This is a genomic window from Paraclostridium benzoelyticum (assembly GCF_001006285.1).
In the GTDB taxonomy this organism is placed as follows: domain Bacteria; phylum Bacillota; class Clostridia; order Peptostreptococcales; family Peptostreptococcaceae; genus Paraclostridium; species Paraclostridium benzoelyticum.
On the sequence record NZ_LBBT01000293.1, the window covers coordinates 19,151 to 42,157 of the forward strand.

The following is a 23,007-nucleotide window of genomic DNA, read 5'->3' on the forward strand; positions in this document are numbered from 1 at the left end:
AAGGGGCTTAAGGTTATTGATAAGTTAGGTAAATATATGCCTAAACTTATTATAACTTTAAGCCTCTTTGCTTGTTTAAAACACACTTTGTGTATGGAGGTGAATAAATGAAAGAAGAGTTATTAAGTGTTGGAATTGATATAGGAACAAGTACTACACAACTTATATTTTCAAAGTTAATAGTAGAAAACATGGCTTCAAGTTTTTCTGTTCCAAGAATTAGTATTGTAGATAAAAAAATTATTTACAAGAGTGAAGTTTATTTTACTCCACTTATTTCTAACACTGAAATTGACAGAGATAAAATTAAAGAATTAGTAGAACTAGAGTACAAAAAAGCTAATATTTGTAAATCAGATATACAAACTGGAGCAGTTATTATAACAGGTGAAACTGCTAGAAAAGAAAATGCAAATGATGTACTTCATTCATTAAGTGGTTTTGCAGGAGACTTTGTAGTTGCAACAGCTGGGCCTGACTTAGAAAGTATTATTTCTGGAAAAGGAGCAGGAGCACATATATATTCAAAAGAGCACTCAACGAGTGTTGTGAATCTAGACATAGGAGGAGGAACAACAAACTTAGCGCTTTTTAAAAGAGGCGAAGTTTGTGACACTGGATGTTTAGACATAGGTGGAAGGCTTATAAAAATTGATAAGTCAACAAAAGAAATTATATATATATCACCTAAAATCAAAGAGATTATAAAAAATAACAAATTAAATTTAGATTTAGGAACTATTGCTACAGTTGAAAATTTAAAGCCTGTTATAGATATAATGGTTAAACTGTTGCTTGAAAGTGTAGGCATAAGACCTAAAAGTGAACTATTTGATTATATAGTTACCAACAAAAATATTAAATTAGATGAAGATATAAAATGTATATCTTTCTCTGGTGGAGTTGCAGATTATGTTTATTATGATGGCGAAATTGATGACTACTTCAAATATGGAGACATAGGTATTTTACTTGGTCAAGCTATTAAAAACTGTGAAGAATTCAAAAATCTTAAAATTATAAGATCTATAGAAACTATAAGAGCAACTGTTGTAGGAGCAGGGTCTCATACAACTGAGGTTAGTGGAAGCACTATAACATACACTAGCGAAAGTTTTCCTCTTAAAAATTTACCAGTTTTAAAATTATCAAAGGAAGATGAAATAGGAGATAGTCAACACATAAGTAAAGCAATAAAAAATAAATTAAATTGGTTTAAATTAGAAAATGATCTTCAAAATATTGTAATTGCTATTGAAGGTAAATCAAATCCTAGTTTCTCAGACATACAAACATATGCAGATGGACTAGTAGATGGAATGCAAGAAATAATCGATAGAGATTTAGAATTTATAGTTATTGTTGAATGTGATATGGCTAAAGTTTTAGGTCAAAGTATGTATTCCAAATTGAACTTTAAAAAGAATTTAATATGCCTAGATAGCGTTAAAGTTGAAAATGGAGATTATATAGATATTGGAAAGCCAATAGCACAAGGTCAAGTATTACCAGTAGTAATAAAGACACTGGTTTTTAACTAATAAAAGGAGGAAAGTCAATGATTTTACAAACGAAACTATTTGGACATACGTATAAGTTTAATGGGTTATACGATGTAATGGCTAAGGCTAATGAAGAAAAATCAGGAGATAAGTTAGCAGGCGTTGCAGCTACTTCTTCAGAAGAAAGAGTTGCAGCTAAGGTTGTTTTATCTAATATAAAGTTAGAAGATATAAAAAATAACCCAGCGGTACCTTATGAAATAGATGAAGTTACAAGAATAATAATGGATGACTTAAATGAAAAAATATATGAGGAAATAAAAGATTGGACAGTATCAGACTTAAGGGAATGGTTACTAGATTCAAACACTACAGGTGATGATATAAGCAGAATTTCAAGAGGATTAACTTCTGAAATGATAGCTGCAGTTGCAAAATTAATGTCTAATATGGATTTAGTTTATGCTGCTAAAAAAATAATAGTAAAAGCACATTGTAACACAACAATAGGAGAACCAGGAACTTTATCGGCAAGACTTCAACCAAACCATCCAACAGATGATCCAGATGGAATATTAGCATCACTTTTAGAAGGATTAACTTATGGAATAGGAGATGCAGTACTTGGGTTAAACCCTGTTGATGATTCAGTTGAGAGTGTAACTAAAGTTTTAAAAAGATTTGAAGAAGTAAAACAAAAGTTTGATATACCTACTCAAATTTGTGTACTTGCACACGTTACTACTCAAATGGAAGCTGTTAGAAAAGGTGCTCCAACAGACCTTATATTCCAATCAATTGCAGGTTCTCAAAAGGGAAATGAGGCATTTGGATTTGATGCTGCAACAATTGAAGAAGCAAGACAATTAGTTTTAAAACAAGGAACTTGCACAGGACCAAATGTAATGTACTTTGAAACAGGACAAGGTTCAGAACTTTCATCAGAAGCTCACCATGGAATAGATCAGGTTACTATGGAAGCTAGATGTTATGGATTTGCAAAGAGATTTAATCCATTCTTAGTAAACACAGTTGTTGGTTTTATAGGGCCTGAATACTTATACGATGCAAAAGAAGTTATAAGAGCGGGACTTGAAGATCACTTTATGGGTAAATTAAGTGGATTACCAATGGGCGTTGATGCTTGTTACACAAACCATATGAAAGCAGATCAAAATGATATAGAAAATTTAGCTATTTTATTAACAGCAGCAGGATGTACATACTTTATGGGAATACCTCATGGAGATGACGTAATGCTTAACTATCAAACAACAGGATACCATGAAACAGCTGCTCTTAGAGAAATGTTTGGATTAACAGCAATTAAGAAGTTTGACAGCTGGTTAGAAAATATGGAATTTAGTAAAGATGGTAAGTTATTAGAAAAAGCAGGAGATGGATCTATATTATTAGGATAGGGGGCTAAGTTATGAACGAAAAAGATTTAAAAACATTAGTAGAGCAACTAGTTGGCCAAATGGTTGGACAAATTGATGCAAACTCAATAAACGAGGTAACAAAGCAAGTTACTACACAAATAGATGGAAATGATGAATTTATAGAAGATATAACAACAGTAGATATAAAGAAACAATTATTAGTTGAAAATCCAAAGGATAAAGATGCTTACTTAGATATGAAAGCAAAAACTCCTGCAAGATTAGGAACTGGAAGATGTGGAGCAAGATATAAAACAGCTACTGCACTAAGATTTAGAGCAGACCATGCTGCGGCACAAGACTCTGTTTTCTCATATGTTTCTGATGAATTTATAAAAGAAAATAACTTATTCGAAGTTGAAACACTTTGTGAAAGTAAAGATGAATATATCACAAGACCAGATCTTGGAAGAAGATTTTCAAAAGAAACTATGGATAAAATAAAATCTAAGTTTGGAACTAATCAAAAAGTATTATTAATGGCAGGAGATGGATTAAGTTCAGCAGCAATAGAAGCTAACTTAAAAGATATAGTACCAGCTATAAAGCAAGGTTTAAAAATGTATGGAATAGATTCTAGTGAAATATTATTTGTTAAACATTGTAGAGTTGGAGCTATGGATCATCTAGGAGAAGAATTAGGAAGCGAAGTTATATGTATGTTAGTAGGAGAAAGACCAGGTCTTGTAACTGCAGAATCTATGTCAGCATACATTGCATACAAACCATATATAGGAATGGCAGAAGCTAAGAGAACTGTTATATCAAATATCCACAAAGGTGGAACTACAGCAGTTGAGGCTGGTGCACACATAGCAGAATTAATAAAAACTATGTTAGAGAAAAAAGTTTCAGGAATAGATCTTAAGTAATCTATATAGGAGGAGTTAAACTATGAAAAATGATGCAATACGCCCTAATGTCCTAGGAGTAAAGATAATTTCAAATGTAAGTTTGGAAATGGCTAAAAAATTAAATTTAGAACAACATCATAAAAGTTTAGGATTAATAACAGCTGATTGTGATGATGTAACATATACTGCTCTTGATGAAGCAACAAAAGCTGCTGAAGTAGATGTAGTTTATGCAAAATCAATGTATGCAGGAGCGGCAAACGCTTCAACAAAATTAGCTGGAGAAGTAATCGGGATTATAGCAGGACCAAGTCCAGCAGAAGTAAGAAGTGGATTAAATGCAGTTTTAGATTTTATGGAATATGGAGCAACTTTTATAAGTGCTAATGATGATGATTCAATAGCATATTATGCTCACTGTGTTTCAAGAACAGGAACTTACCTTTCAAAGGTAGCAAACATAAGAGAAGGAGAGGCGTTAGCTTATCTAGTAGCACCTCCGCTTGAAGCAATGTATGCTTTAGATGCAGCACTTAAAGCAGCAGACGTTTCTTTATGTGAGTTATTTGAACCACCTACAGAAACAAACTTTGCAGGAGCACTTCTTACAGGTTCGCAGTCAGCTTGTAAGGCAGCGTGTGATGCTTTTGCACAAGCTGTTATAGCTGTAGCAGACAACCCAACAGGATTTTAAGGTTAGATAATGAATGCTTTAGGATTAGTTGAAACAATTGGTTATGTTGCTGCGATAGAAGCTCTAGATGTTTGTTTAAAATCTGCAAGCGTAGAAGTTGTTGGAATACAAAAGGTAGGACAAGGCATAGTTACAATTGAAGTAAGTGGAGATGTTGGAGCCGTAAAGTCAGCAGTAGAAGCTGCTAAATATGCTGCTGAGAAAGTAGGCGTATTAAGAGCTACACATGTTATACCAAGATTACATGCAGATGTACATGATGCTTTATTTAAAAAAGAATATATTAAAAGTGTAGAAGAAGAAACTGTACATAAAATAGAAGAAAAAGAAGTAGAAAAAGAATTTGAAATAAAAGAAGTAGAAGATATTCAAGAAGAGATAGAAATAGATAGTGTAGAGGTAGAAAAACACAATGAGAAGAAAGATGAGTTAGAAAAACCTAATTTATCAAATCTTAGTGTAAAAGAACTTAAAAACTTAGCTAAGTCATTGGGATCAAAGAAGACATATAAAGAATTAAATGCTTTAAAGAAAGAAGAATTAATTTCTTTAGTAGATAAGTTTTATAGAGAGGATGAGTAAAAATGACACTTTTAGATAAAGATTTAGTATCAATACAAGAAGTTAGAACTCTTGTGAAAAATGCTAAAGCTGCACAGCAAAAACTAGAATCTATGAACCAAGAACAAATAGATAAAATAGTAAAAGCTATTGCAGATGCAGGATTTGAAAATGCTGAAAAGCTAGCTAAAATGGCTAATGAAGAAACTGGATTTGGAAAATATGAAGACAAAATAATTAAAAATGTATTTGCATCTAAGATGGTTTATGAAACTTTAAAAGATACAAAAACAGTTGGGATAATAGGTGAAGATAGAGAAAACAAAACAATAGATATAGCAACACCGGTTGGAGTAGTAGCTGGACTTATACCATCAACTAACCCAACGTCTACTGTAATATATAAAGCTATGATTGCTTTAAAAGGTGGAAATGCTATAGTATTTTCTCCACATCCAAATGCTAAAAAGTGTATCCTTGAAACTGTAGAAATAATAAGAAATGCAGCAGTTAATGCAGGATGCCCAAAAGATGCAATAGGATGTATAACAATACCTAGTTTACAAGGTACAAGTGAATTAATGAAGCATAAATTAACTTCATTAATACTTGCAACAGGTGGAGAAGCAATGGTTAAAGCTGCATACTCATCAGGAACACCAGCTATAGGAGTTGGACCTGGAAATGGACCAGCCTTTATAGATAAAAGTGCAGATATAAAGGTAGCTATTAAAAGAATAATAGATTCTAAAACATTTGACAATGGAACTATATGTGCATCAGAACAATCTATAGTAATAGAAGAATCTATTGAAAATGAAGTTGTAAGTGAACTTAAAAATCAAGGAGCTTACTTATTAAATGAAGAGGAAAGCCAAAAACTTTCAAAATTCATAATGAGAGCTAATGGAACTATGAATCCTCAAATAGTTGGGAAAAGTGTTGAAACTATTTGTAAATTAGCAAATTTAAACAATGTACCAAGTACAGCTAAAGTTTTAGTGGCAAGAGAAACAAAAGTAGGACCGGATGTAGCTTACTCTAGAGAAAAGCTTACACCAATACTTGCATTCTATGTAGAAAAAAATATAGATTCTGTAATAACTAGATGTAGAGAAATACTATTAAATGAAGGTGCTGGGCATACATTCTCAATGCATGCTAACAATGAAGAACTAGTAAAAATATTTGCTCTTCATATGCCAGTATCTAGAGTTTTAGTAAACACTCCATCTACTCTTGGAGGAATAGGAGCTTCAACAAACTTAACTCCAGCTCTAACATTAGGATGTGGAGCTATAGGTGGAAGTTCAACATCAAACAATATAGGCCCACTTGATTTAATAAACATTAAAAAAGTAGCTTATGGAGTTAAAGAAATGGAAGAAATAAGAGGAGATAGACCTCAAAATACAAATGCAAACATATCTTTAGGTGATAACGAAGATTTAATAAATATTTTAGTGAAAAGAATAATTGAAGAATTAAGATAATTAAAAAGTATACTAAATAAAAAATTAAAATAAACTATAAAAATTTTGGAGGATAAGATTATGGCAAACGCAAATGCATTAGGAATGATAGAAACTAAAGGATTAGTAGGAGCAATAGAAGCAGCAGATGCAATGGTTAAAGCAGCAAACGTTCAATTAGTTGGAAAAGAGCAAGTTGGTGGAGGATTAGTTACAGTAATGGTAAGAGGAGATGTTGGAGCTGTTAAAGCTGCAACAGATGCAGGAGCAGCTGCAGCTGAAAGAGTAGGAGAATTAGTATCAGTACACGTTATACCAAGACCACACTTTGAAGTAGACGCTATATTACCAAAAGTTAGCGAAAAGTAATAAAAATTTAAGTAAATAGGGGTTGTTTCAATTGAGACACCCCTTTTTACACATCCGATAGGAGTTGTGAGGATATGGGTGTTTTAACAGAAAGTGAAGTAAGAAAAAAAATAGGACATACAGATGTAAAAGAGTTTTATATAGAAAAGGGACAAATTATAACTCCTTCAGCAAAATCGTATTTAACTGATAAAAATATAGCTTTAAAATACGTAAACTCATTAGATGAAATAGAAAAAAATAAAACTAGTGAAGATAAAGCTGATGTAAAACAAGAAAAAAGATATAAGTATGTTACTGTATTTGGAGCTAACTTAGACGAAAAACCTGAACATATGACTTCTTTAAACGGTAATTTACTTGTATTTAAAGATCATAAAAGAATTATTTTAAGAGGTAAGGTAGATTCCTTAGAAGCTAGAATTTTACAAGCTCAGATTTTATGTCAAAAGCATGAAATGAAAAAGTTACTAAAAGATCTTCAGGAAGTTTTAGTGTTTGTTAGAACTATAATGAGATGTGAAGTTTTAGAAGAAAAATTAGAAGAATTTAAACTTTTAGGATTGACACCTGAAGAACTAAGAGAACAATCTCATTATCCTAAAAAATACTTTGGAATAGGTCATGAGTTTCCAAATTATGAAATGGGAGAAATGGTAGTTGAGATAAATAGTATAAGAACACTAACAAGAGAGGTTGAACTTGCTGCATATGAAGCTTTCAAAGGAGAATATGGACAAGTTGAAAGAGAAGATTTAATAAAAGCTTTAAACCGATTATCCTCAGTATTTTGGATTATGATCTATAAAATTAGAACAAATAAATATAAATAGTTGGAGGATAGCATGAATATAGCATTAGATAATATCGTAGATGAAGTTGTAAAAAGAGTAAAAAAAGAAGCGTTTATAGAAGTTGAAGCATCTGGAAGACATATTCATTTAAGTAGAGCGGATATAGATAAATTATTTGGAGTAGGTTATCAACTTACAAAGATAAAGGATTTATCTCAACCAGGGCAATATGCTTGTAAAGAAAGAGTTTGTATAAGTGGACCTAAAGGCGAATTTAAAAATGTTATAGTACTTGGACCAGAAAGAGCACAAACTCAAGTTGAAGTATCTTTAACTGATTGTTCTCAATTAGGATTAAAAGCCCCTATAAAGCAAAGTGGAGATTTAAACGGAACATTAGGGATAAAAATATACACAGAAAAAGATAGCATTGAATTAGAAAAAGGTCTTATGGTAGCAAAAAGACATGTGCATATGAATGAAGAAGATGCTAAAAAGTTCAACGTTTCTGACAATGAAGTTGTAAAGGTTAAGGTATTTGGAAAAAGACCATTAATATTTGATGATGTTGTTATAAGAGTTAACAAAAACTTTGAGACATTTATGCATATTGATTATGATGAAGCCAATGCATGTGGATTTAGCAAAGGATGTTTAGCTAGAATAATAAAAAATAATCTATAAGGTAGGTGATATGTATGGATTATGATAAGCTTATAGAATTTATAGTAGATGAAATATATAAAAAACTTGAAAATCAAGCTATAAAAGACAATAATGATCTTCCTAAGTGTGTATTAATGAGGGAAAGAGATGAAGAAAAATATAAATTCTTAAATGATAAATTTAAAGTTTTAAATTATAACAAAGATATAAAAGATTGTGATGTTTTAGTAATATCAAGGCTTTGTTTGAGAGGGCTTTGTAATTTAGCTATGGGAAATAGCGTATCAGATGAAGAACGTTTTATATTAAAGATGATTATGAGCGGAAAAAAAGTTTATGTAATGGAAGATGGACTTGAATATAAAAGGTACAAGCAAACAGCACCTAAGACTTTATATAATAAATATTTAAACTTTGAAAAAGAAATTAAGAGCTATGGAGTAGAAATTATAAATAACCCTAAAAGCATATTAAATGAAACTAAGGTTAACTACAAAGAGGAATATGTAAAAGACAATACAGAAATTAAAGTAAATGTAAATTTAACTGAGAATACACTTGATTTGAGAAGTAAAAAACTTATATCAGAATCTGATTTAAGAAAACCTCAAATAAATGGTATAGATAAAATTTTATTAGGGAAGAGAAGTTTAGTAACCCCACTAGCTAATGATTTTATAAGAATACACAACTTAAAAGTAGATAAAGAGTAAAGGAGATATTCTTATGGAAATTGGAAAAGTAGTTGGAAACGTTTGGGCAACAAGAAAAGATGAGAAATTATGTGGACAAAAACTATTAGTTTTAAAACTTTTAAAAGATAACGATTCATATTGTGATGGATTTTTAGTTGCAGCTGATAATGCAGGAGCAGGCAATGGAGATTTAGTATTAGTAACAAGAGGATCTGGAGCTAGAGAATCTTTGGAGGATAGATCTATACCAGTTGATGCTACTATAGTTGGCGTTGTAGATTCACTAGAGGTACATGATGAATAAAAGCATAGGCTCTATAGAGTTTAGAAGTATTGCAAAGGGAATTGAAGTATCTAATGAAATGGTCAAAAAATCTTATGTTGATATATTATACTTAAAAAGTATTTGCCCTGGAAAGTTTATAATAATTATAAGCGGTGATACAGGAGAAGTTAATACCGCTATTGAGTATGGACTTAGTATATCACAAGGGTTTGTCGTAGATAGTTTTGTTATAAACTCAGTACACGAAAGTATAATAGGTGCATTAAAAAACAAGTATGAACCTATAAATGAAGTTAATTGTATAGGGGTTATGGAAACTAGCAAAGTATGTGCAGGATTAAAAGCATTAGACAAAACATTAAAAAGTAGCGATACAACCATAATTAAACTTCAATTGTCATTTGCAATAGGTGGAAAACTTGTATATATAGTTTGTGGAAGTTTAAGTAGCGTAAATTACGGAATAGATGAAGGTAAAAAAGAGTTGAAGGACAAAGATGTGATACAAGCTTTAGTAATGCCTCATGTAGATGAAAAAATAATAAAACATTTAATAGGGAGAGGATAGCCATGAGTATAAATGAAATTATAATCTATATAATGGTAGCATTTATGGTATTGGGTGCTATAGATAAGTGCATAGGCAATAAATTTGGGTTAGGTGAACAATTTGAAGAAGGTATTGTTGCTATGGGATCACTTGCAGTTGCAATGGTAGGGGTAATATGTTTAGCTCCAGTACTAGCAGATGTATTAAGACCTATTATAGTTCCTGTATTTGATATGTTAGGAGCTGACCCAGCTATGTTTGCAGGTTCTATATTAGCAAATGATATGGGTGGAGCACCCCTAGCAATGGAACTTGCAAAAGATCCAAACGCAGGATTGTTTGGAGGACTTATAGTTGGAGCTATGATGGGACCAACTATAGTATTTATAATACCGGTAGCACTTGGAATAATAGATAAAGAAGATCAAAAATTCTTAGCAACAGGAATTCTTGCAGGAATAATAACTATACCTATAGGAGCGTTTATAGGAGGGTTAGTTGCAGGATTTGATGTAATGATGATAATTAAAAACTTAATTCCTATAATAATATTTGCAGCAATAATAGCTTTAGGATTATTAAAGTTTGAAAGTGCAATGATAAAAGGATTTACTTACTTTGGTAAAGGTGTTGTAATAGTAATAACTTTAGGACTTGCAGCAGCAATAGTTGAAGCTTTAACTGGAATTGTTGTAATACCAGGAATGAACCCTATTAGCGAGGGAATAGAAATTGTTGGAGATATAGCTATAGTTTTAGCAGGAGCATTCCCATTAGTATTTGTTATAACTAAAGTTTTCAATAAACCACTTATGGCTTTAGGAAAACTTTTAGGAATGAATGATATAGCAGCAGCTGGATTAGTAGCAAGTTTAGCTAACTGCATACCTATGTTTGGTATGATGAAAGATATGGATGAAAGAGGTAAGATTATAAATGTAGCATTTGCTGTATCTGCGGCATTTGTATTTGGAGATCATTTAGGATTTACTGCTGGATTTAATGCTGAGATGATAGCACCAATGATAGTAGCTAAGTTAGTTGGAGGAATTACTGCAGTTATTTTAGCTATGAAATTAGCAAACAAGATGTTAAAAAAGGAGAATGCTTAAGATGGATATAAAGAATTTAGATAAATCTATGTTAGAACAGTTAGTAAGACAAATAATACAAGAAAAGATAAATGGAAGTGAAAATAGTGTTGACTTTCTAAGAGATAAAGATGAAAGTGGAGTAATTTCTATAAAACTTCCAACTGTAAAAGTTGATGAGTCAAATAGATTAGATACAGGAAATCCAAGTGATGTAGTATATACTAAAGACTTATTTACATTAGAAGAAAGTCCTAGATTAGGATGTGGAATAATGGAGATGAAAGAAACTACATTTGATTGGACATTAGATTATGACGAAGTAGATTATGTAATAGAAGGAACTTTAGATATCATAATTAATGGAAAAACGGTATCAGCATCTGCAGGAGAGTTAATATTAATACCAAAAGGTAGTAGTATACAATTCTCAGTTAAGGATTATGCTAGATTTATATATGTAACTTATCCTGCTGATTGGGCTTCACAAAATTAAGCTAAGTTTAAAAATTTTGTAGTTATGAAGGTGGTAACAGTAGTTTTGCTTCCAAAGCTGGAAAGATGCTTTGAAGGTCGCTAAAACTTCTATTACCACTTTCACTATTTGTTTTTACTATTTTAATTTATATTTCAAACTCTGCTATTTTAGTTACTGCTACATAAATTTTAGATATAGCATACCAAGTAGCAAAATCAACGTTTCCGCTTTGATTCATTCTAAATATTTCTTGGAATTTACGAACGCTTTCTTGTGTTTTTGGACCGTAAATACCATCAACATCAACTTTAGGTAAAGCAGGATAAGCATTGGCTATAGCATTTAATTGATTTTGTATAGTTCTAACTGGTTCGCCTGTAGACCAAAGTGTAAGTGTATATCCTGGGAATGAAGAAGGAACTCCTTTTATCATATCCGTACCTTGAAGTCCTATATCTTGGCCGTAGTAATATCTTAAAATTTCATCAAACTTATAACCTTGATCTCCTAGATACTTACTTCCCCATTGGGTCATTTTACCAGGGCATTGAGTTTGAATTCCATCGCAGTATTGAGCTAATAGGGGTTGAGGATTTCCTTTTGGTCTTTGAATATATACATTAAATATATTATCAACAACGATACTTATAGTATCGAAAATATTTCTATTGTATATAAATTTATGGTCATATGCTGTAGTAGATGTAATTGTAAAATCATATCCCATATTTCTATACCATTCAGTATAAACTCTATTTAAAGTAAATGAAACTATAGCTACTACATTTGCATATATTGTTTCTGTTGGCCATGTAGCGTAAATCTCAGAGCTTGCAACGTTTTTAATATAATCTCTAAACGGGATCCAATAATTAGGTGCATTTTTATCACTTGGCATACCATCATGAACTATTATATATTCTGGAACTACAACATTTGATAAAACAAATGGTATTGGTTTTAAGTCGTCTTCAAGTATTTTAGGTTGAAAATTTCCGTATAATACGTTATCACTAATTTTATAAATTTTTTTAGTTTTAGTAGTAAAAGCAGATATTTTTGAAAGTGAAATATTTTGAATAGCTTCTACAAGAGGAAGAATTTGAACTCCTTGTATTACAACTGTTTGATAACCTTCTTTAGATATTGTTAGTATATACGTACTGTAAGCCCTAGGTGAATTAGGAACTTGAGAGTAAATAAAATTTGGTGCATCTAATGAAATTTTTTTTATCATACCGGATGAATTGGTAATGAGATTTTTATAAATATATTTGCTTTTTGTGCTTCCTTCTTTAGGAATTGCACATATATTTATAGAAACTCCTTCAATTGGGAAGTTTGTAATTTCATCAGTCACTTTAATCGTCAATAATCCCTTATACAAAAAAATCCCTCCTAAATAATCTATTAGTTTATATGTATGTATAAAATATTTAAAGTGTACCAGTTGTATTATTAAATTGAACTTATGATATAAATGAATAAATTTAATAATGTAAAAATTTTATGAAACAGAAGGTAAAAAGGAGCTATATGTAGAATTATTATATTTGAAGTACATTTAAGTAAGGGCAGGGAGACTTTTTAATGAAAAAAAAGCGGGGAACGAAAAAATATATTTTTATATTCATATTTGTTTTTATAATCTTTTTCAAAGTTTTTAATTATAGGGTACAAGCATATGAAGCATACGAAAAAGAATCTAGAGGATTTAACGTTTTGGTATTAAACTCATATAATCAAGGGCATCACTGGGAAGCAGCTATAATGGATGGGCTAGAATCTTATTCTAAAAAAAATCCTGATGAGAGTATAAACTTTAAAATAGAGTACCTAGATTTTAGAAACAATTATAATGACGAATATATAGAGTCATTAAAACACATGTTAAATGAAAAGTATCCAAGGGGAAGTATAGATGCTATATATACTGTAAATGATGAGTCTTTTGAAGTATTTAATAAAGAAGTTTTAAATCAAAATAGCAGTTTTTACAAAATTCCGTTAGTATTTAGTGGAGTAGATGGAAAATTAGATGGAAGTAAAGAAGAAAAAAAATACATGGCGGGTATATATCATGGTGATGATAGTTTAAGTTTAATGAACTTGGTCTATTCACTTAATCAACAAACTAAAAATATAAATTTAATAGTTGAAAAGTCTAAGTATGGAGAGTCTATAAAAAGCGAGATTAATAAATTGATAGACACTTATTTAAACGATCAAATAGATATAAATTACATACAAAGCAATTACAGTGAAGATATAATATCTAAATTAAAAAAGTCAGATGATAAGCCAGATACTATAAACATTATAGCTGGTGAATTTCAGTGCAAAAAATCAAGTGGATATGTAGAACCTAAGGATTTAATACGTGATATTAAAAAGTATAGTAGTTCACCCATATATTCAAATGATCAGACTTATCTACATGCAGGTATTATTGGAGGACACGTAGATATAGGACAAGAGCAAGCGAAGATTATATGTGATATGATAGTAAAAATAAAAAATGGAACTCCTATTGAAAAAATAAAAGATGAGGTAGAGCCATCTGCAAAGGCGTATGTTGACTATAAAAGTATATATGAATATGATATAGATCCTTTTGATGTAGGAACAAATGTAAACTTAATAAATAAAGGGCAATATGAACTATTAGCTCCAACATGGATGAAATACTTATTGCTTATTTTGCTTGTATTTTTTTTAATATCTATTGTATTTGTTACTAAAGCAGCTTCAATGTATAGAAAAGATATAAAAAAACAATTAGAAGACGAAGAAAAAGCAAAAGAACGTGAAAAATTAAAGTCTGACTTCATAGTTAACTTAAGTCATGAATTAAGAACACCTATAAATATAATATTGGGCACAACTAAACTTTTAGAATATAATATATCTAAGGGGAAAGCTAAAGAAGATGATGTCATAGATAAATTAGAAAATATAAATCAAAACTCATACAGATTATTAAAAATATCAAATAATATAATAGATATGACGAAAGCTGAGTGTGGAATGCTTAGCTTGAATTTAGAAAATTGTAATATTGTTAGTATAATAGAGGATGTTTTTGAATCAAGTATTGAATTTGCAAAAATAAAAAATATCGGTATGATATTTGACACGAAATATGAAGAAATAATAACAGCCATAGATGTTTATCAAATGCAAAGGGCTGTGTTAAATCTTTTATCAAATGCAATTAAGTTTACAAATGAAAATGGTGTTGTAGAGTTATCGATATATAAGGATAAAGAGGATATCATTATAGAAGTAAAAGATAATGGAGTAGGAATACCCGATAATAAGATAAACTATATATTCCAAAGATTCTACCAAGTCGATAACTTATATACTAGAAAAAATGAAGGTAGTGGAATAGGCCTTTGTATATCAAAAGAAATAATAGAAATTCATGGAGGCAAAATAGAGATAGAAAGTAAACTTGAAAAAGGTTCATTATTTAGGATAATTATTCCAATTAATATTGATGAAAGTTTGCCTGAGTATGATCCTTCAAATAATGTAGATACAAATAAAATTGTGAATTTGGAAATGTCAGATATTTAAAAGAATATAAAAAGAAGCTGTAAAAACAGCTTCTTTTTATTTAGTCATTTATTTTCATTATAAACTTAACTTTTCCATCCATATCCTTATTAAGGCCAGAGAAGTTATTATAATCTTTAGATAGTTTAACCATTTCATCTTTAACATCTACCAAACCTTGTATATCAGATAATTTAGTATTTCCTTCTTTATAGATTTTATCTAGCCCATCTTTTTTTAATTTATTAACCCCTTTATATAATTCGCTAGATCCTTTTGCTAGGTCATTTGTTCCTTTTAAAAGTTTGCTTGAATTATCATTTAAAGATTTAGTACCATTAACTAAACTTTTACTACCTTGAGATAGTTGGTTAGTACCTTTGCTTAGTTCACTTGTTCCTGCAGCCAACTTTTTACTACCATCTTCAAGTTTATTAGTAGCTGCTGATAATTGTTTTGAACTACTGCTTAAAGTTGAACCAGCATCTACTAAAGATTTGAAATTAGAGCTAAAACTATTTGAACCGGATTTTAATTTTTCTAGTCCAGCGCTTAAGCTATTAGCTCCACTTACAGCACTGCTCATTCCATCTTTTAAACTATTTAGCCCACCTCTTTGACCTTCAGACACTTGATTTAAAGAGCCTGCTAATCCTCTTAATTGATTAGCAACTTCTGGATTAGATTCGTCCAAAGCTCCAGCTATGTTAGCTAGCCCTCCAGCGACTTGGTCTATATTGTTTGTAGAAGCTATTAAACTATCTACACCGCCAGATCCATTAGAAAGGCCAGAACTAAGTGCATTAGCACCATCGCTAGCACTATTAATTCCGCTGTTAATAGCTGAATAAGCATCGTAAAGCTTATTAGTATTTCCTACAAATGATTCAACACCGTTAGAAAACTTGCCTTGAGAATCATTTAGTTGACTAAGACCGCTACTTACACTTTTTGCTCCATTATCTAAAGATGGAGCTGATTGATTTAATTTATCTATCCCACTGCTTAGATCTTTAGATCCTTTATCTAAAGATTTTACACCTTTATCAAATTTTGCGAAATTAGTGTTTAATTCATTATTTCCGTCCAATAATTTTTTAGATCCATCTAATAAATCATCTCCACCTTTTCTTAAATCATTTAAAGATTTAGATAAATCATCTAATGTAGAGTTTTTATCAATTCCTTTAAGCTCTGGAATTTTTGGAGTTGCCATAACCATTATATTAGGCATTTTAAATTTATTTGCATTTCCTTCAATAACTAGTGTGTCTTCTAATTCTAAATAATCTTCTATATCTTTACTTAAATCTAAGCTTTCTCTTAAACCAGGGAAAGAGGCAAATGTTACACTAGATTTTTTACCATCGTCTAAAAGTTCTCCACTATTTATTTTTATATTTTTAAAATTATCTCTTTCAAATAAAACTTCAGTAGCTGTTAAAAATGGTACATACATATCTCTATTTTTACCGTTTACTTTACGTATTCTCTTTTCATTATTTTTAAGGTCTATAGTTATTTTAAATTTACCTGACTTCCCAGTGATTTCCTTAGCACTAACTTTCTTGCCATTTAATTCATATTTAACATCTACATCAATAGGGAGTTTTTTAGAACTCTCTCCTTGGTAGTATAAATCCTCTTTGTTAACATTCCACTCAACCGAATCATCCTTTATTACAGGCTTTTCATCACCTTTTACATTTTTTATATTTTTAAGATTACTAGAATCAGTAAATTTTCCAAGCTTTTCATCGCTGTTTATCCAAGTAGAAACAATAGTTTTTTCAACGCTACCATTATTATTTAATATGGCATATACAGTTTCTTCTTTTTTTACATCTGCAAAGCAAATTCCAGTATTTAAAAATATCATAAGTGTAGTTAAAGTAGCTATTGAAGCTTTTGGTAAATTAATTCTTTTCATCCTTATATATCCCCCTTGTTTAAATTTTTAGGTTGTGGAGTCACGAACCCTTTACTAGTTTTTATTATAAATTTGTGGCAAACTAATAAAATTGCAGGAAGCATAAAAATGATTATAAACATACTTATGATAGCTCCTCTTGCCATAAGTGAACATAATGCACTTATCATTTCAAGTTTAGAAATAAGTCCAACACCTATTGTAGCTGAGAAGAATGATAAAGCGCTTGTTACAATTGATCTTGCACTGCTTTGTATTGAAGCTGTCATAGCCTCAAACTTATTATCATTTACAGCTAACTCTTCTTTAAACCTAGAAGTTAAAAGTATAGCATAGTCAACAGTTGCACCAAGTTGAATGGTACCTATTACTATTGATGCTATAAAAGGTTCCACAGTACCTGTATAGTAAGGTATTCCAAGATTTATGAATATAGCTGATTCAATTGCTAAAACTAATAAAATAGGTAAAGAAAGTGATTTAAACACTATGGCTATAATTACAAATATAGCTATTATAGATACTAAACTTACTTTTTTAAAATCTGTGTCAGCAATTTTTATAAGGTCATCAGTTAAAGGTGCTTCTCCTCCAACTAAACCATCTCTGTCGTATTTATGAACTATATTATTTAGCTTATCTATTTGAATTCCAGCTTCATCTGTTGCAGCTCTATATTCAGAATTTACTATAAGTTGTTCGTATCCTCCAGATTTAACAGAGCTTATTAAATCACTTGGAAGTATATCTTCAACTATTGCAGGCCCTATTATCTTTTCAAGTGCAACAACTGAATTTATTCCATCTAAATTCTCAATTTCTTTAATCATTTGCTCAACTTTATAAGAATCAAGTGAATCCTTAACTAGAATTATATTTGTACTATTCATTTTGTAGTCATCTTTTAATTTATTTGTAGAAACTATAGATGGTAAATCATCAGGTAAAGATTCGTCTAGGTTATAATAAACTTTTGCATTTGATGAACCTATTAAAGATGGTATAAACATCAATAAAAATAGAACTACTAATAATTTGTAATGTTTAACAACTATTTGTGATGATTTTTTAAATGTAGGTAAAATTGGTTTGTGTTTGTATTTATGAATTTGCTTGTCAAATAGTAGTATAAGAGAAGGTAGTATAGTAACTGTACATAAAACTCCTAGTAAAACTCCTTTTGCCATAACTAAGCCCATATCCATTCCAAGAGCCAAATCCATTGCACAAAGAGCTAAAAACCCTGCTACTGTAGTTAATGAACTACCAAATACTGCTGTTGTTGTATTTGCAATAGCTATGGCCATTGCATCTATATGACTATCGTATTTTGACCTTTCTTCATCATATCTATGAAGCAAGAATATGGAGTAGTCCATGGTAACTCCAAGTTGCAATACAGCACTTAGAGCTTTAGTTAAATAAGAAATTTCACCAAATATTATGTTACTACCAAAGTTATAGATTATCGCAAATCCTATACTAAGTAAAAATATAAATGGAGTAACATATGAATCCATTGTAAAACTTAAAACTATCAATGTAAGTACTACAGCGACTATTACATATAGTGGAGTTTCTTTATCTGAAATGTCTTTAGTGTCTTTTATGATACTTGCCATACCACTTAAAAATGCTTGCTTTCCTGTAACTTTTCTTATTTCTTCCACAGCATTTAATGTTTTAAGAGCTGCAGAACCTTCTTCTAACTTAATAACCATAAGCGTTGAATTTTCAGTATATAATAAGTCAGTTACATCTTTTGGAAGAAGTTCTCTAGGGACTGATAAATCTACAGCATCATCAACCCATAAAACATCTTTTACACCTTCAACTTTAGTTAACTTTTCTTTGAGTTTAGATACATCTTTATCTTCCATGTTTTCAACTATTAACATAGCCAAAGATCCGCAATCAAACTCATCTTTAAGTATTCTTTCTGCTTGAGTTGTCGATAAATTATCTGGTAAATAACTTAAGATATCATAGTTTATGTCTGTGTTTAAAAAGCCAATTGCCGATGGAACTAATAATAGTATAGCTATTAATAAAATCAACTTATTTCTTTTAGCTATTTGTTTTGACAATCCCCTCATCTAAAGTTTACCCCCCTCTAAAATATTTAGGCATGCCCAAATTTGTTTACAAAATAGATTGTATGAGTAGTACAACCTATATGTCAAGTATATTTATGTTTTTTATTATTTCATTAATTTCTATGTTATTTGTTACTTCCTTAGTATCTAAAATAATTTGAATTACTTTTTCTTGTCCTATATTTAATAGTAACAGTCTAGTTTTTATTGTACTTTCAATAATTTCATCTAGTGTTAAGTTAATATCATTTTTATAAAATCTACGTAAAAGTTCATCTTCTCCAGCTGAACCAATTACAATGCTTAGGCTTATATCTTTTTCCTTAAAATCAAAATTTAATTCTCTTAAATTGGACTTTAATATTTCACCTAGAGTTTTAAGATATTCTTTTCTTACTGAGTCTATTTCAGATGCTTCTATGTATACTCTAAATAAAGATTGATTGGTTGCTATAGTCTTTATATATATATACTGGGTTATTGCATAACTAAGTAGAGGATCTATAGACTCACTACTTGATCTCTTTGTATGAAAATAAATTTTTTCAATTAAGTTTTTATAAAGATATAAAACAATATCTTCTTTTTTCTTAAAATAATAGTATAAATGTCCTCTCCCTAAATTGCAGACTTGTGCTATTTGTCTTATTGTTGTTTTTGTATACCCCTGTTGAATAAAAAGTTTAGATGCTTCTAGTATTATTGTATTTCTAATGTCATCCTTGTTTTCAAACTCCACATTCATCACCTCTTTAATTTTGTTTATAGTATCATTTTAACAACATTTTTTTGATTTGTAATCTATTTTAAAAAAATTAGCACTCTGATATTGACAGTGCTAACAAAGATGGTAAAATAATAAATGTAGGGGGATTTACTTTATCCCAATTTTATTTAATAAACATAAATTTAAGGAGGAGATAAAATGGAAAATAAAAAAGGAAACATATCAATACATACAGAAAACATATTTCCTATAATAAAAAAGTGGTTATATTCTGACAAGGATATATTTGTAAGAGAGCTTATAAGTAATGGTTGTGATGCTATAAATAAATATAAAAAATTAGTATCACTAGGGGAAGTAGAAAATAAACAAGAACAAGATTATAAAATTAATGTAATAATAGATAAAGACAGTTCAACTCTTATATTTAAAGATAATGGAATCGGGATGACTGAAGAAGAAGTTGAAAAATATATAAATCAAGTTGCATTTTCAGGAGCTGAAGACTTTGTAAACAAATATAAAGATAAAATGAGTGAAGAAAATGATATTATTGGACACTTTGGATTAGGTTTTTATTCAGCTTTTATGGTAGCTAGCAAAGTTCAAATAGATACTTTATCATACAAAGAAGGAGCTCAAGCTGTAAAATGGATAAGTGAAGGTCAAACAGAATATGAACTTTCAGCAAGTGAAGATAGAAATTCAAGAGGTACTACTATAACTTTATTTTTAGCTGATGATAGCAAAGAGTTTTTAGAAGAATATACAGTAAGAAGCATAATAGACAAATACTGTTCATTCTTACCTGTAAATATTTACTTAGATGTTAGAGATAGCTCTAAAGAAAAAGATGAGAATAGTGAAAATGAAATAAAACCGTTAAATGATACTTATCCTTTATGGTTAAAATCTCCAAAAGATTGCACAGATGATGAATATAAAGAGTTTTACAGAAAAGTATTTAATACATTTGATGAGCCATTATTCTGGATACATCTAAACGTAGACTATCCATTTAATTTAAAAGGAATATTATATTTCCCTAAATTAAAAAATGAATTTGAACTTATAGAAGGTAAAGTTAAATTATATAATAACCAAGTTTTCGTTGCAGATAACATAAAAGAGGTTATACCAGAGTTCTTATTATTACTAAAAGGTGTAATAGATTGCCCGGACTTACCATTAAATGTATCTAGAAGTTTCTTGCAAAATGATAAGGATGTAAGTAAAATATCTAAGCATATAATTAAAAAAGTTGCGGATAAACTAAAATCACTTTATAAAAATGAAAGAGACAACTTTGAAAAATTCTGGGATGATATACAAGTGTTTATTAAATTTGGATGCTTAAAAGATGAAGGATTCTATGATAAGATAAAAGATATTTTATTGTTTAAAGATATAAATTCAAATTATATTACACTTAATGATTATTTAGAAAAATGTAAGGGAAAACATGAAAATAAAGTATTCTATGTAAGTGATGAAGAACAGCAATCACAATATATTAAGTTATTTAAAGATTATGATTTAGATGCAGTTATACTAGACTCTAGCATAGATAATCACTTTATATCTTTTATAGAATTTAAAAATCAAGGAGTTACATTTAATAGAATAGATGCAGATTTATCAGATGTATTAAAAGACAAAAATGAAGATGAAAACAAAGAAAATAAAACAGAAATAGAAAACTTATTCAAAGAATATGTTAAAGATAAAGTAAAAGAGTATTCTGTAGAAAGCTTAAAGAGCGAGGACACTACAGCTATAATATTAGTATCTGAACAATCTAGAAGAATGGCTGAAATGAAATCTCAATTTGCAGGAATGGATCTTGGAATGAGTTTTGAAGAAGAAAAAACTTTAGTTATAAATGACAATAGCCCTATAATTAAAAAGTTAGTATCTTTAAAAGACGATGAAAGCAAAAAGGATCAAATAGAATTAATATGTAATCAAATTGTAGATGTTGCATTACTTGCAAATAAAGAATTAGACGCTAAAGAATTAGATGAGTTTATAAGTAGAAACAATAAACTTATGAATATGTTAATAGGGTTATAGAGCAAGTGAACATTGATATATTTCGCTACACAAGCTGGAAAGAAGCTTGAAATGTAGCTGAAATATAACAATATCCAATTTTATTAAGATAAATATGAGAGAAGGAGTACTGATATGTTTTGCTATACAAGCTGAAAAGATGCTTGAAATGTAGCTAAAACATATTAATACTCCTTTTATATATCTATTTACTTTTAATAGTGGTTAATTTATTATATGAGTGGAGAGAAAAAATTGAATATTAAATACGATGATTGGTGTGAAAATTTGGAAGGTTCCGAAAATAGATTGATATATATATACAAAAATGGTATATTTGAATTATAAAACGCAATGTTTATAAAATGACAAAAAAAGTATGGGGGACATGATTATGAAAAAATTATTATCTATATGTTTTATGCTTGTATTATCAATTATGACATTAATGGGATTTTTAAATCAAAAAAGAAAGAAAAAAATAGTTTAAGTGCAATAGTTATAAATAGGATTTGTATATTGGAGTATCTAGATGTATAAATGAAATTATTATAAAAGGGTTCGTTATTATATATTGAAATACAAGCTGAAAAGCTTTATAGTATTTTATATATAATAACGAACCCTTATTAATTGTAATTTATTAGATGGATTTTATATATTTTTATTATTTTTTTCTTCCTTTTTTATTTTGTTTTCAACGACTTTACCTACTACAAACTTTACTATAGCATATAGAACAATAGCGATAATAGCAGAAGTTATGCCTTGCTTTGGATTAGTCCATAATAATAGTACTCCTACAGATAAGCATATAAAACCATTTATAGATCCATTTATCTGGTCTTTAGAATAAAAGAAAGGAAGTCCTTTACACTTCTCTATTCCAGAAACTATAAGCCCATAACCTATAAACAAAAACCCTAGAATAGCTCTTATTCCAATTTCAGTACCAATCATTAAAAAACCTCCTACAAAATCATATTTACTATAAGCGTAGTCACTTTATAATAAAAAAGTCAAGTAACAAAATTTTATACTGATTTTTGAGGATTGTTTGATAATATAAATTTAGGGTAATATTAATATAGTTTAAACACGGGAAACATTGAGGAGAGAAAAGATTTTGAGAAACAATATGAAAAAAATATTTATATTTGTATTAATTATAGCATTTATATCTTTGG

At 29.6% G+C, this 23,007-nt stretch carries 21 protein-coding genes; 16 read left to right on the forward strand and 5 right to left on the reverse strand.

The features are described from left to right. The first annotated feature begins 107 nt into the window (after nt 1-107). From eutA to VN21_RS14770, 14 genes are all read left to right on the forward strand, one after another. Nucleotides 108-1,541 (forward strand): ethanolamine ammonia-lyase reactivating factor EutA, encoded by a 1,434-nt coding sequence (gene eutA, locus VN21_RS14705; protein WP_046823922.1) that lies wholly within the window; start codon nt 108-110, stop codon nt 1,539-1,541. 17 nt (nt 1,542-1,558) lie between these two features. Continuing rightward, the gene (locus tag VN21_RS14710; RefSeq protein ID WP_021429282.1) at nt 1,559-2,923 is read left to right on the forward strand and encodes an ethanolamine ammonia-lyase subunit EutB; all 1,365 of its coding nucleotides are present in this window, start codon (nt 1,559-1,561) and stop codon (nt 2,921-2,923) included. Nucleotides 2,924-2,934: 11 nt separating this feature from the next. Further along, nucleotides 2,935-3,816, forward strand: coding sequence for an ethanolamine ammonia-lyase subunit EutC (gene eutC / locus VN21_RS14715; protein ID WP_046823923.1), 882 nt, complete (start codon nt 2,935-2,937; stop codon nt 3,814-3,816). Nucleotides 3,817-3,838: 22 nt separating this feature from the next. Further along, complete coding sequence (gene eutL, locus VN21_RS14720) at nt 3,839-4,492, forward strand: ethanolamine utilization microcompartment protein EutL (RefSeq protein WP_046823924.1); 654 nt, start codon at nt 3,839-3,841, stop codon at nt 4,490-4,492. Nucleotides 4,493-4,501: 9 nt separating this feature from the next. Then, nucleotides 4,502-5,074 carry a BMC domain-containing protein gene (locus tag VN21_RS19305; protein ID WP_046823925.1) on the forward strand — a complete coding sequence of 191 codons (573 nt, stop codon included), beginning with the start codon at nt 4,502-4,504 and terminating at the stop codon, nt 5,072-5,074. A gap of 2 nt (nt 5,075-5,076) precedes the next feature. Further along, on the forward strand, nt 5,077-6,546 hold the full coding sequence (locus VN21_RS14730; protein ID WP_046823926.1) for an acetaldehyde dehydrogenase (acetylating): 1,470 nt from the start codon (nt 5,077-5,079) through the stop codon (nt 6,544-6,546). Between the two features lie 60 nt (nt 6,547-6,606). Further along, nucleotides 6,607-6,894: an ethanolamine utilization microcompartment protein EutM gene (gene eutM, locus VN21_RS14735; protein ID WP_021429341.1), complete on the forward strand. Its 288-nt coding sequence runs from the start codon at nt 6,607-6,609 to the stop codon at nt 6,892-6,894. 74 nt (nt 6,895-6,968) lie between these two features. Then, on the forward strand, nt 6,969-7,727 hold the full coding sequence (locus VN21_RS14740; protein ID WP_046823927.1) for an ethanolamine utilization cobalamin adenosyltransferase: 759 nt from the start codon (nt 6,969-6,971) through the stop codon (nt 7,725-7,727). A gap of 12 nt (nt 7,728-7,739) precedes the next feature. Continuing rightward, on the forward strand, nt 7,740-8,372 hold the full coding sequence (gene eutD, locus VN21_RS14745; protein ID WP_046823928.1) for an ethanolamine utilization phosphate acetyltransferase EutD: 633 nt from the start codon (nt 7,740-7,742) through the stop codon (nt 8,370-8,372). A 14-nt stretch (nt 8,373-8,386) separates the two neighbouring features. After that, entirely contained in the window at nt 8,387-9,067 is a 681-nt protein-coding gene (locus VN21_RS14750) for a TIGR02536 family ethanolamine utilization protein (RefSeq protein WP_046823929.1), read from the forward strand. A gap of 13 nt (nt 9,068-9,080) precedes the next feature. Beyond that, complete coding sequence (locus VN21_RS14755) at nt 9,081-9,353, forward strand: EutN/CcmL family microcompartment protein (RefSeq protein ID WP_021429325.1); 273 nt, start codon at nt 9,081-9,083, stop codon at nt 9,351-9,353. Further along, the gene (locus tag VN21_RS14760; protein WP_046823930.1) at nt 9,346-9,903 is read left to right on the forward strand and encodes a BMC domain-containing protein; all 558 of its coding nucleotides are present in this window, start codon (nt 9,346-9,348) and stop codon (nt 9,901-9,903) included. The genes VN21_RS14755 and VN21_RS14760 overlap by 8 nt, the downstream gene beginning before the upstream one ends. A gap of 2 nt (nt 9,904-9,905) precedes the next feature. After that, on the forward strand, nt 9,906-10,997 hold the full coding sequence (gene eutH, locus VN21_RS14765; RefSeq protein ID WP_046823931.1) for an ethanolamine utilization protein EutH: 1,092 nt from the start codon (nt 9,906-9,908) through the stop codon (nt 10,995-10,997). A 1-nt stretch (nt 10,998) separates the two neighbouring features. Further along, nucleotides 10,999-11,472, forward strand: coding sequence for a cupin domain-containing protein (locus VN21_RS14770; RefSeq protein WP_046823932.1), 474 nt, complete (start codon nt 10,999-11,001; stop codon nt 11,470-11,472). A 127-nt stretch (nt 11,473-11,599) separates the two neighbouring features. On the opposite strand, the gene VN21_RS14775 is transcribed toward VN21_RS14770, so the two are convergent. After that, a complete protein-coding gene (locus tag VN21_RS14775; protein WP_152650832.1) occupies nt 11,600-12,841 on the reverse strand; it encodes a peptidoglycan-binding protein in 1,242 nt (413 codons plus the stop codon). Nucleotides 12,842-13,044: 203 nt separating this feature from the next. Here VN21_RS14775 and VN21_RS17970 point away from each other — a divergent pair, with 203 nt between their 5' ends. Beyond that, nucleotides 13,045-15,036, forward strand: a complete 1,992-nt coding sequence (locus tag VN21_RS17970; RefSeq protein WP_052952089.1) for a sensor histidine kinase — start codon at nt 13,045-13,047, stop codon at nt 15,034-15,036. Nucleotides 15,037-15,076: 40 nt separating this feature from the next. On the opposite strand, the gene VN21_RS14785 is transcribed toward VN21_RS17970, so the two are convergent. The 3 genes from VN21_RS14785 to VN21_RS14795 form a co-directional block, all read right to left on the reverse strand. Beyond that, a complete protein-coding gene (locus VN21_RS14785; RefSeq protein ID WP_046823934.1) occupies nt 15,077-16,945 on the reverse strand; it encodes a methyl-accepting chemotaxis protein in 1,869 nt (622 codons plus the stop codon). Between the two features lie 2 nt (nt 16,946-16,947). Next, the gene (locus VN21_RS14790) at nt 16,948-19,041 is read right to left on the reverse strand and encodes an efflux RND transporter permease subunit (protein WP_046823935.1); all 2,094 of its coding nucleotides are present in this window, start codon (nt 19,039-19,041) and stop codon (nt 16,948-16,950) included. A 76-nt stretch (nt 19,042-19,117) separates the two neighbouring features. Continuing rightward, complete coding sequence (locus VN21_RS14795) at nt 19,118-19,780, reverse strand: TetR/AcrR family transcriptional regulator (RefSeq protein ID WP_052952090.1); 663 nt, start codon at nt 19,778-19,780, stop codon at nt 19,118-19,120. Between the two features lie 186 nt (nt 19,781-19,966). On the opposite strand from VN21_RS14795, the gene htpG reads away from it, so the two are divergent. Further along, a complete protein-coding gene (gene htpG, locus VN21_RS14800) occupies nt 19,967-21,841 on the forward strand; it encodes a molecular chaperone HtpG (protein ID WP_046823937.1) in 1,875 nt (624 codons plus the stop codon). Nucleotides 21,842-22,474: 633 nt separating this feature from the next. Here htpG and VN21_RS14805 read toward each other — a convergent pair. Continuing rightward, a complete protein-coding gene (locus VN21_RS14805; protein WP_046823938.1) occupies nt 22,475-22,780 on the reverse strand; it encodes a hypothetical protein in 306 nt (101 codons plus the stop codon). Nucleotides 22,781-23,007 lie beyond the last annotated feature (227 nt).

What these genes read in the sequence shown, in the direction of transcription:
- VN21_RS14750 (WP_046823929.1), top strand. Translation starts at nt 8,387, where the DNA reads ATGGATTATGATAAGCTTATAGAATTTATAGTAGATGAAATATATAAA.
- VN21_RS14770 (WP_046823932.1), top strand. Translation starts at nt 10,999, where the DNA reads ATGGATATAAAGAATTTAGATAAATCTATGTTAGAACAGTTAGTAAGA.
- VN21_RS14740 (WP_046823927.1), top strand. Translation starts at nt 6,969, where the DNA reads ATGGGTGTTTTAACAGAAAGTGAAGTAAGAAAAAAAATAGGACATACA.
- VN21_RS19305 (WP_046823925.1), top strand. Translation starts at nt 4,502, where the DNA reads ATGAATGCTTTAGGATTAGTTGAAACAATTGGTTATGTTGCTGCGATA.
- eutM (WP_021429341.1), top strand. Translation starts at nt 6,607, where the DNA reads ATGGCAAACGCAAATGCATTAGGAATGATAGAAACTAAAGGATTAGTA.
- VN21_RS14785 (WP_046823934.1), bottom strand. Translation starts at nt 16,945, where the DNA reads ATGAAAAGAATTAATTTACCAAAAGCTTCAATAGCTACTTTAACTACA.
- VN21_RS14790 (WP_046823935.1), bottom strand. Translation starts at nt 19,041, where the DNA reads ATGAGGGGATTGTCAAAACAAATAGCTAAAAGAAATAAGTTGATTTTA.
- VN21_RS14805 (WP_046823938.1), bottom strand. Translation starts at nt 22,780, where the DNA reads ATGATTGGTACTGAAATTGGAATAAGAGCTATTCTAGGGTTTTTGTTT.
- eutD (WP_046823928.1), top strand. Translation starts at nt 7,740, where the DNA reads ATGAATATAGCATTAGATAATATCGTAGATGAAGTTGTAAAAAGAGTA.
- VN21_RS14710 (WP_021429282.1), top strand. Translation starts at nt 1,559, where the DNA reads ATGATTTTACAAACGAAACTATTTGGACATACGTATAAGTTTAATGGG.
- htpG (WP_046823937.1), top strand. Translation starts at nt 19,967, where the DNA reads ATGGAAAATAAAAAAGGAAACATATCAATACATACAGAAAACATATTT.
- VN21_RS17970 (WP_052952089.1), top strand. Translation starts at nt 13,045, where the DNA reads ATGAAAAAAAAGCGGGGAACGAAAAAATATATTTTTATATTCATATTT.
- VN21_RS14730 (WP_046823926.1), top strand. Translation starts at nt 5,077, where the DNA reads ATGACACTTTTAGATAAAGATTTAGTATCAATACAAGAAGTTAGAACT.
- eutH (WP_046823931.1), top strand. Translation starts at nt 9,906, where the DNA reads ATGAGTATAAATGAAATTATAATCTATATAATGGTAGCATTTATGGTA.
- eutA (WP_046823922.1), top strand. Translation starts at nt 108, where the DNA reads ATGAAAGAAGAGTTATTAAGTGTTGGAATTGATATAGGAACAAGTACT.
- VN21_RS14755 (WP_021429325.1), top strand. Translation starts at nt 9,081, where the DNA reads ATGGAAATTGGAAAAGTAGTTGGAAACGTTTGGGCAACAAGAAAAGAT.
- VN21_RS14760 (WP_046823930.1), top strand. Translation starts at nt 9,346, where the DNA reads ATGAATAAAAGCATAGGCTCTATAGAGTTTAGAAGTATTGCAAAGGGA.
- eutL (WP_046823924.1), top strand. Translation starts at nt 3,839, where the DNA reads ATGAAAAATGATGCAATACGCCCTAATGTCCTAGGAGTAAAGATAATT.
- eutC (WP_046823923.1), top strand. Translation starts at nt 2,935, where the DNA reads ATGAACGAAAAAGATTTAAAAACATTAGTAGAGCAACTAGTTGGCCAA.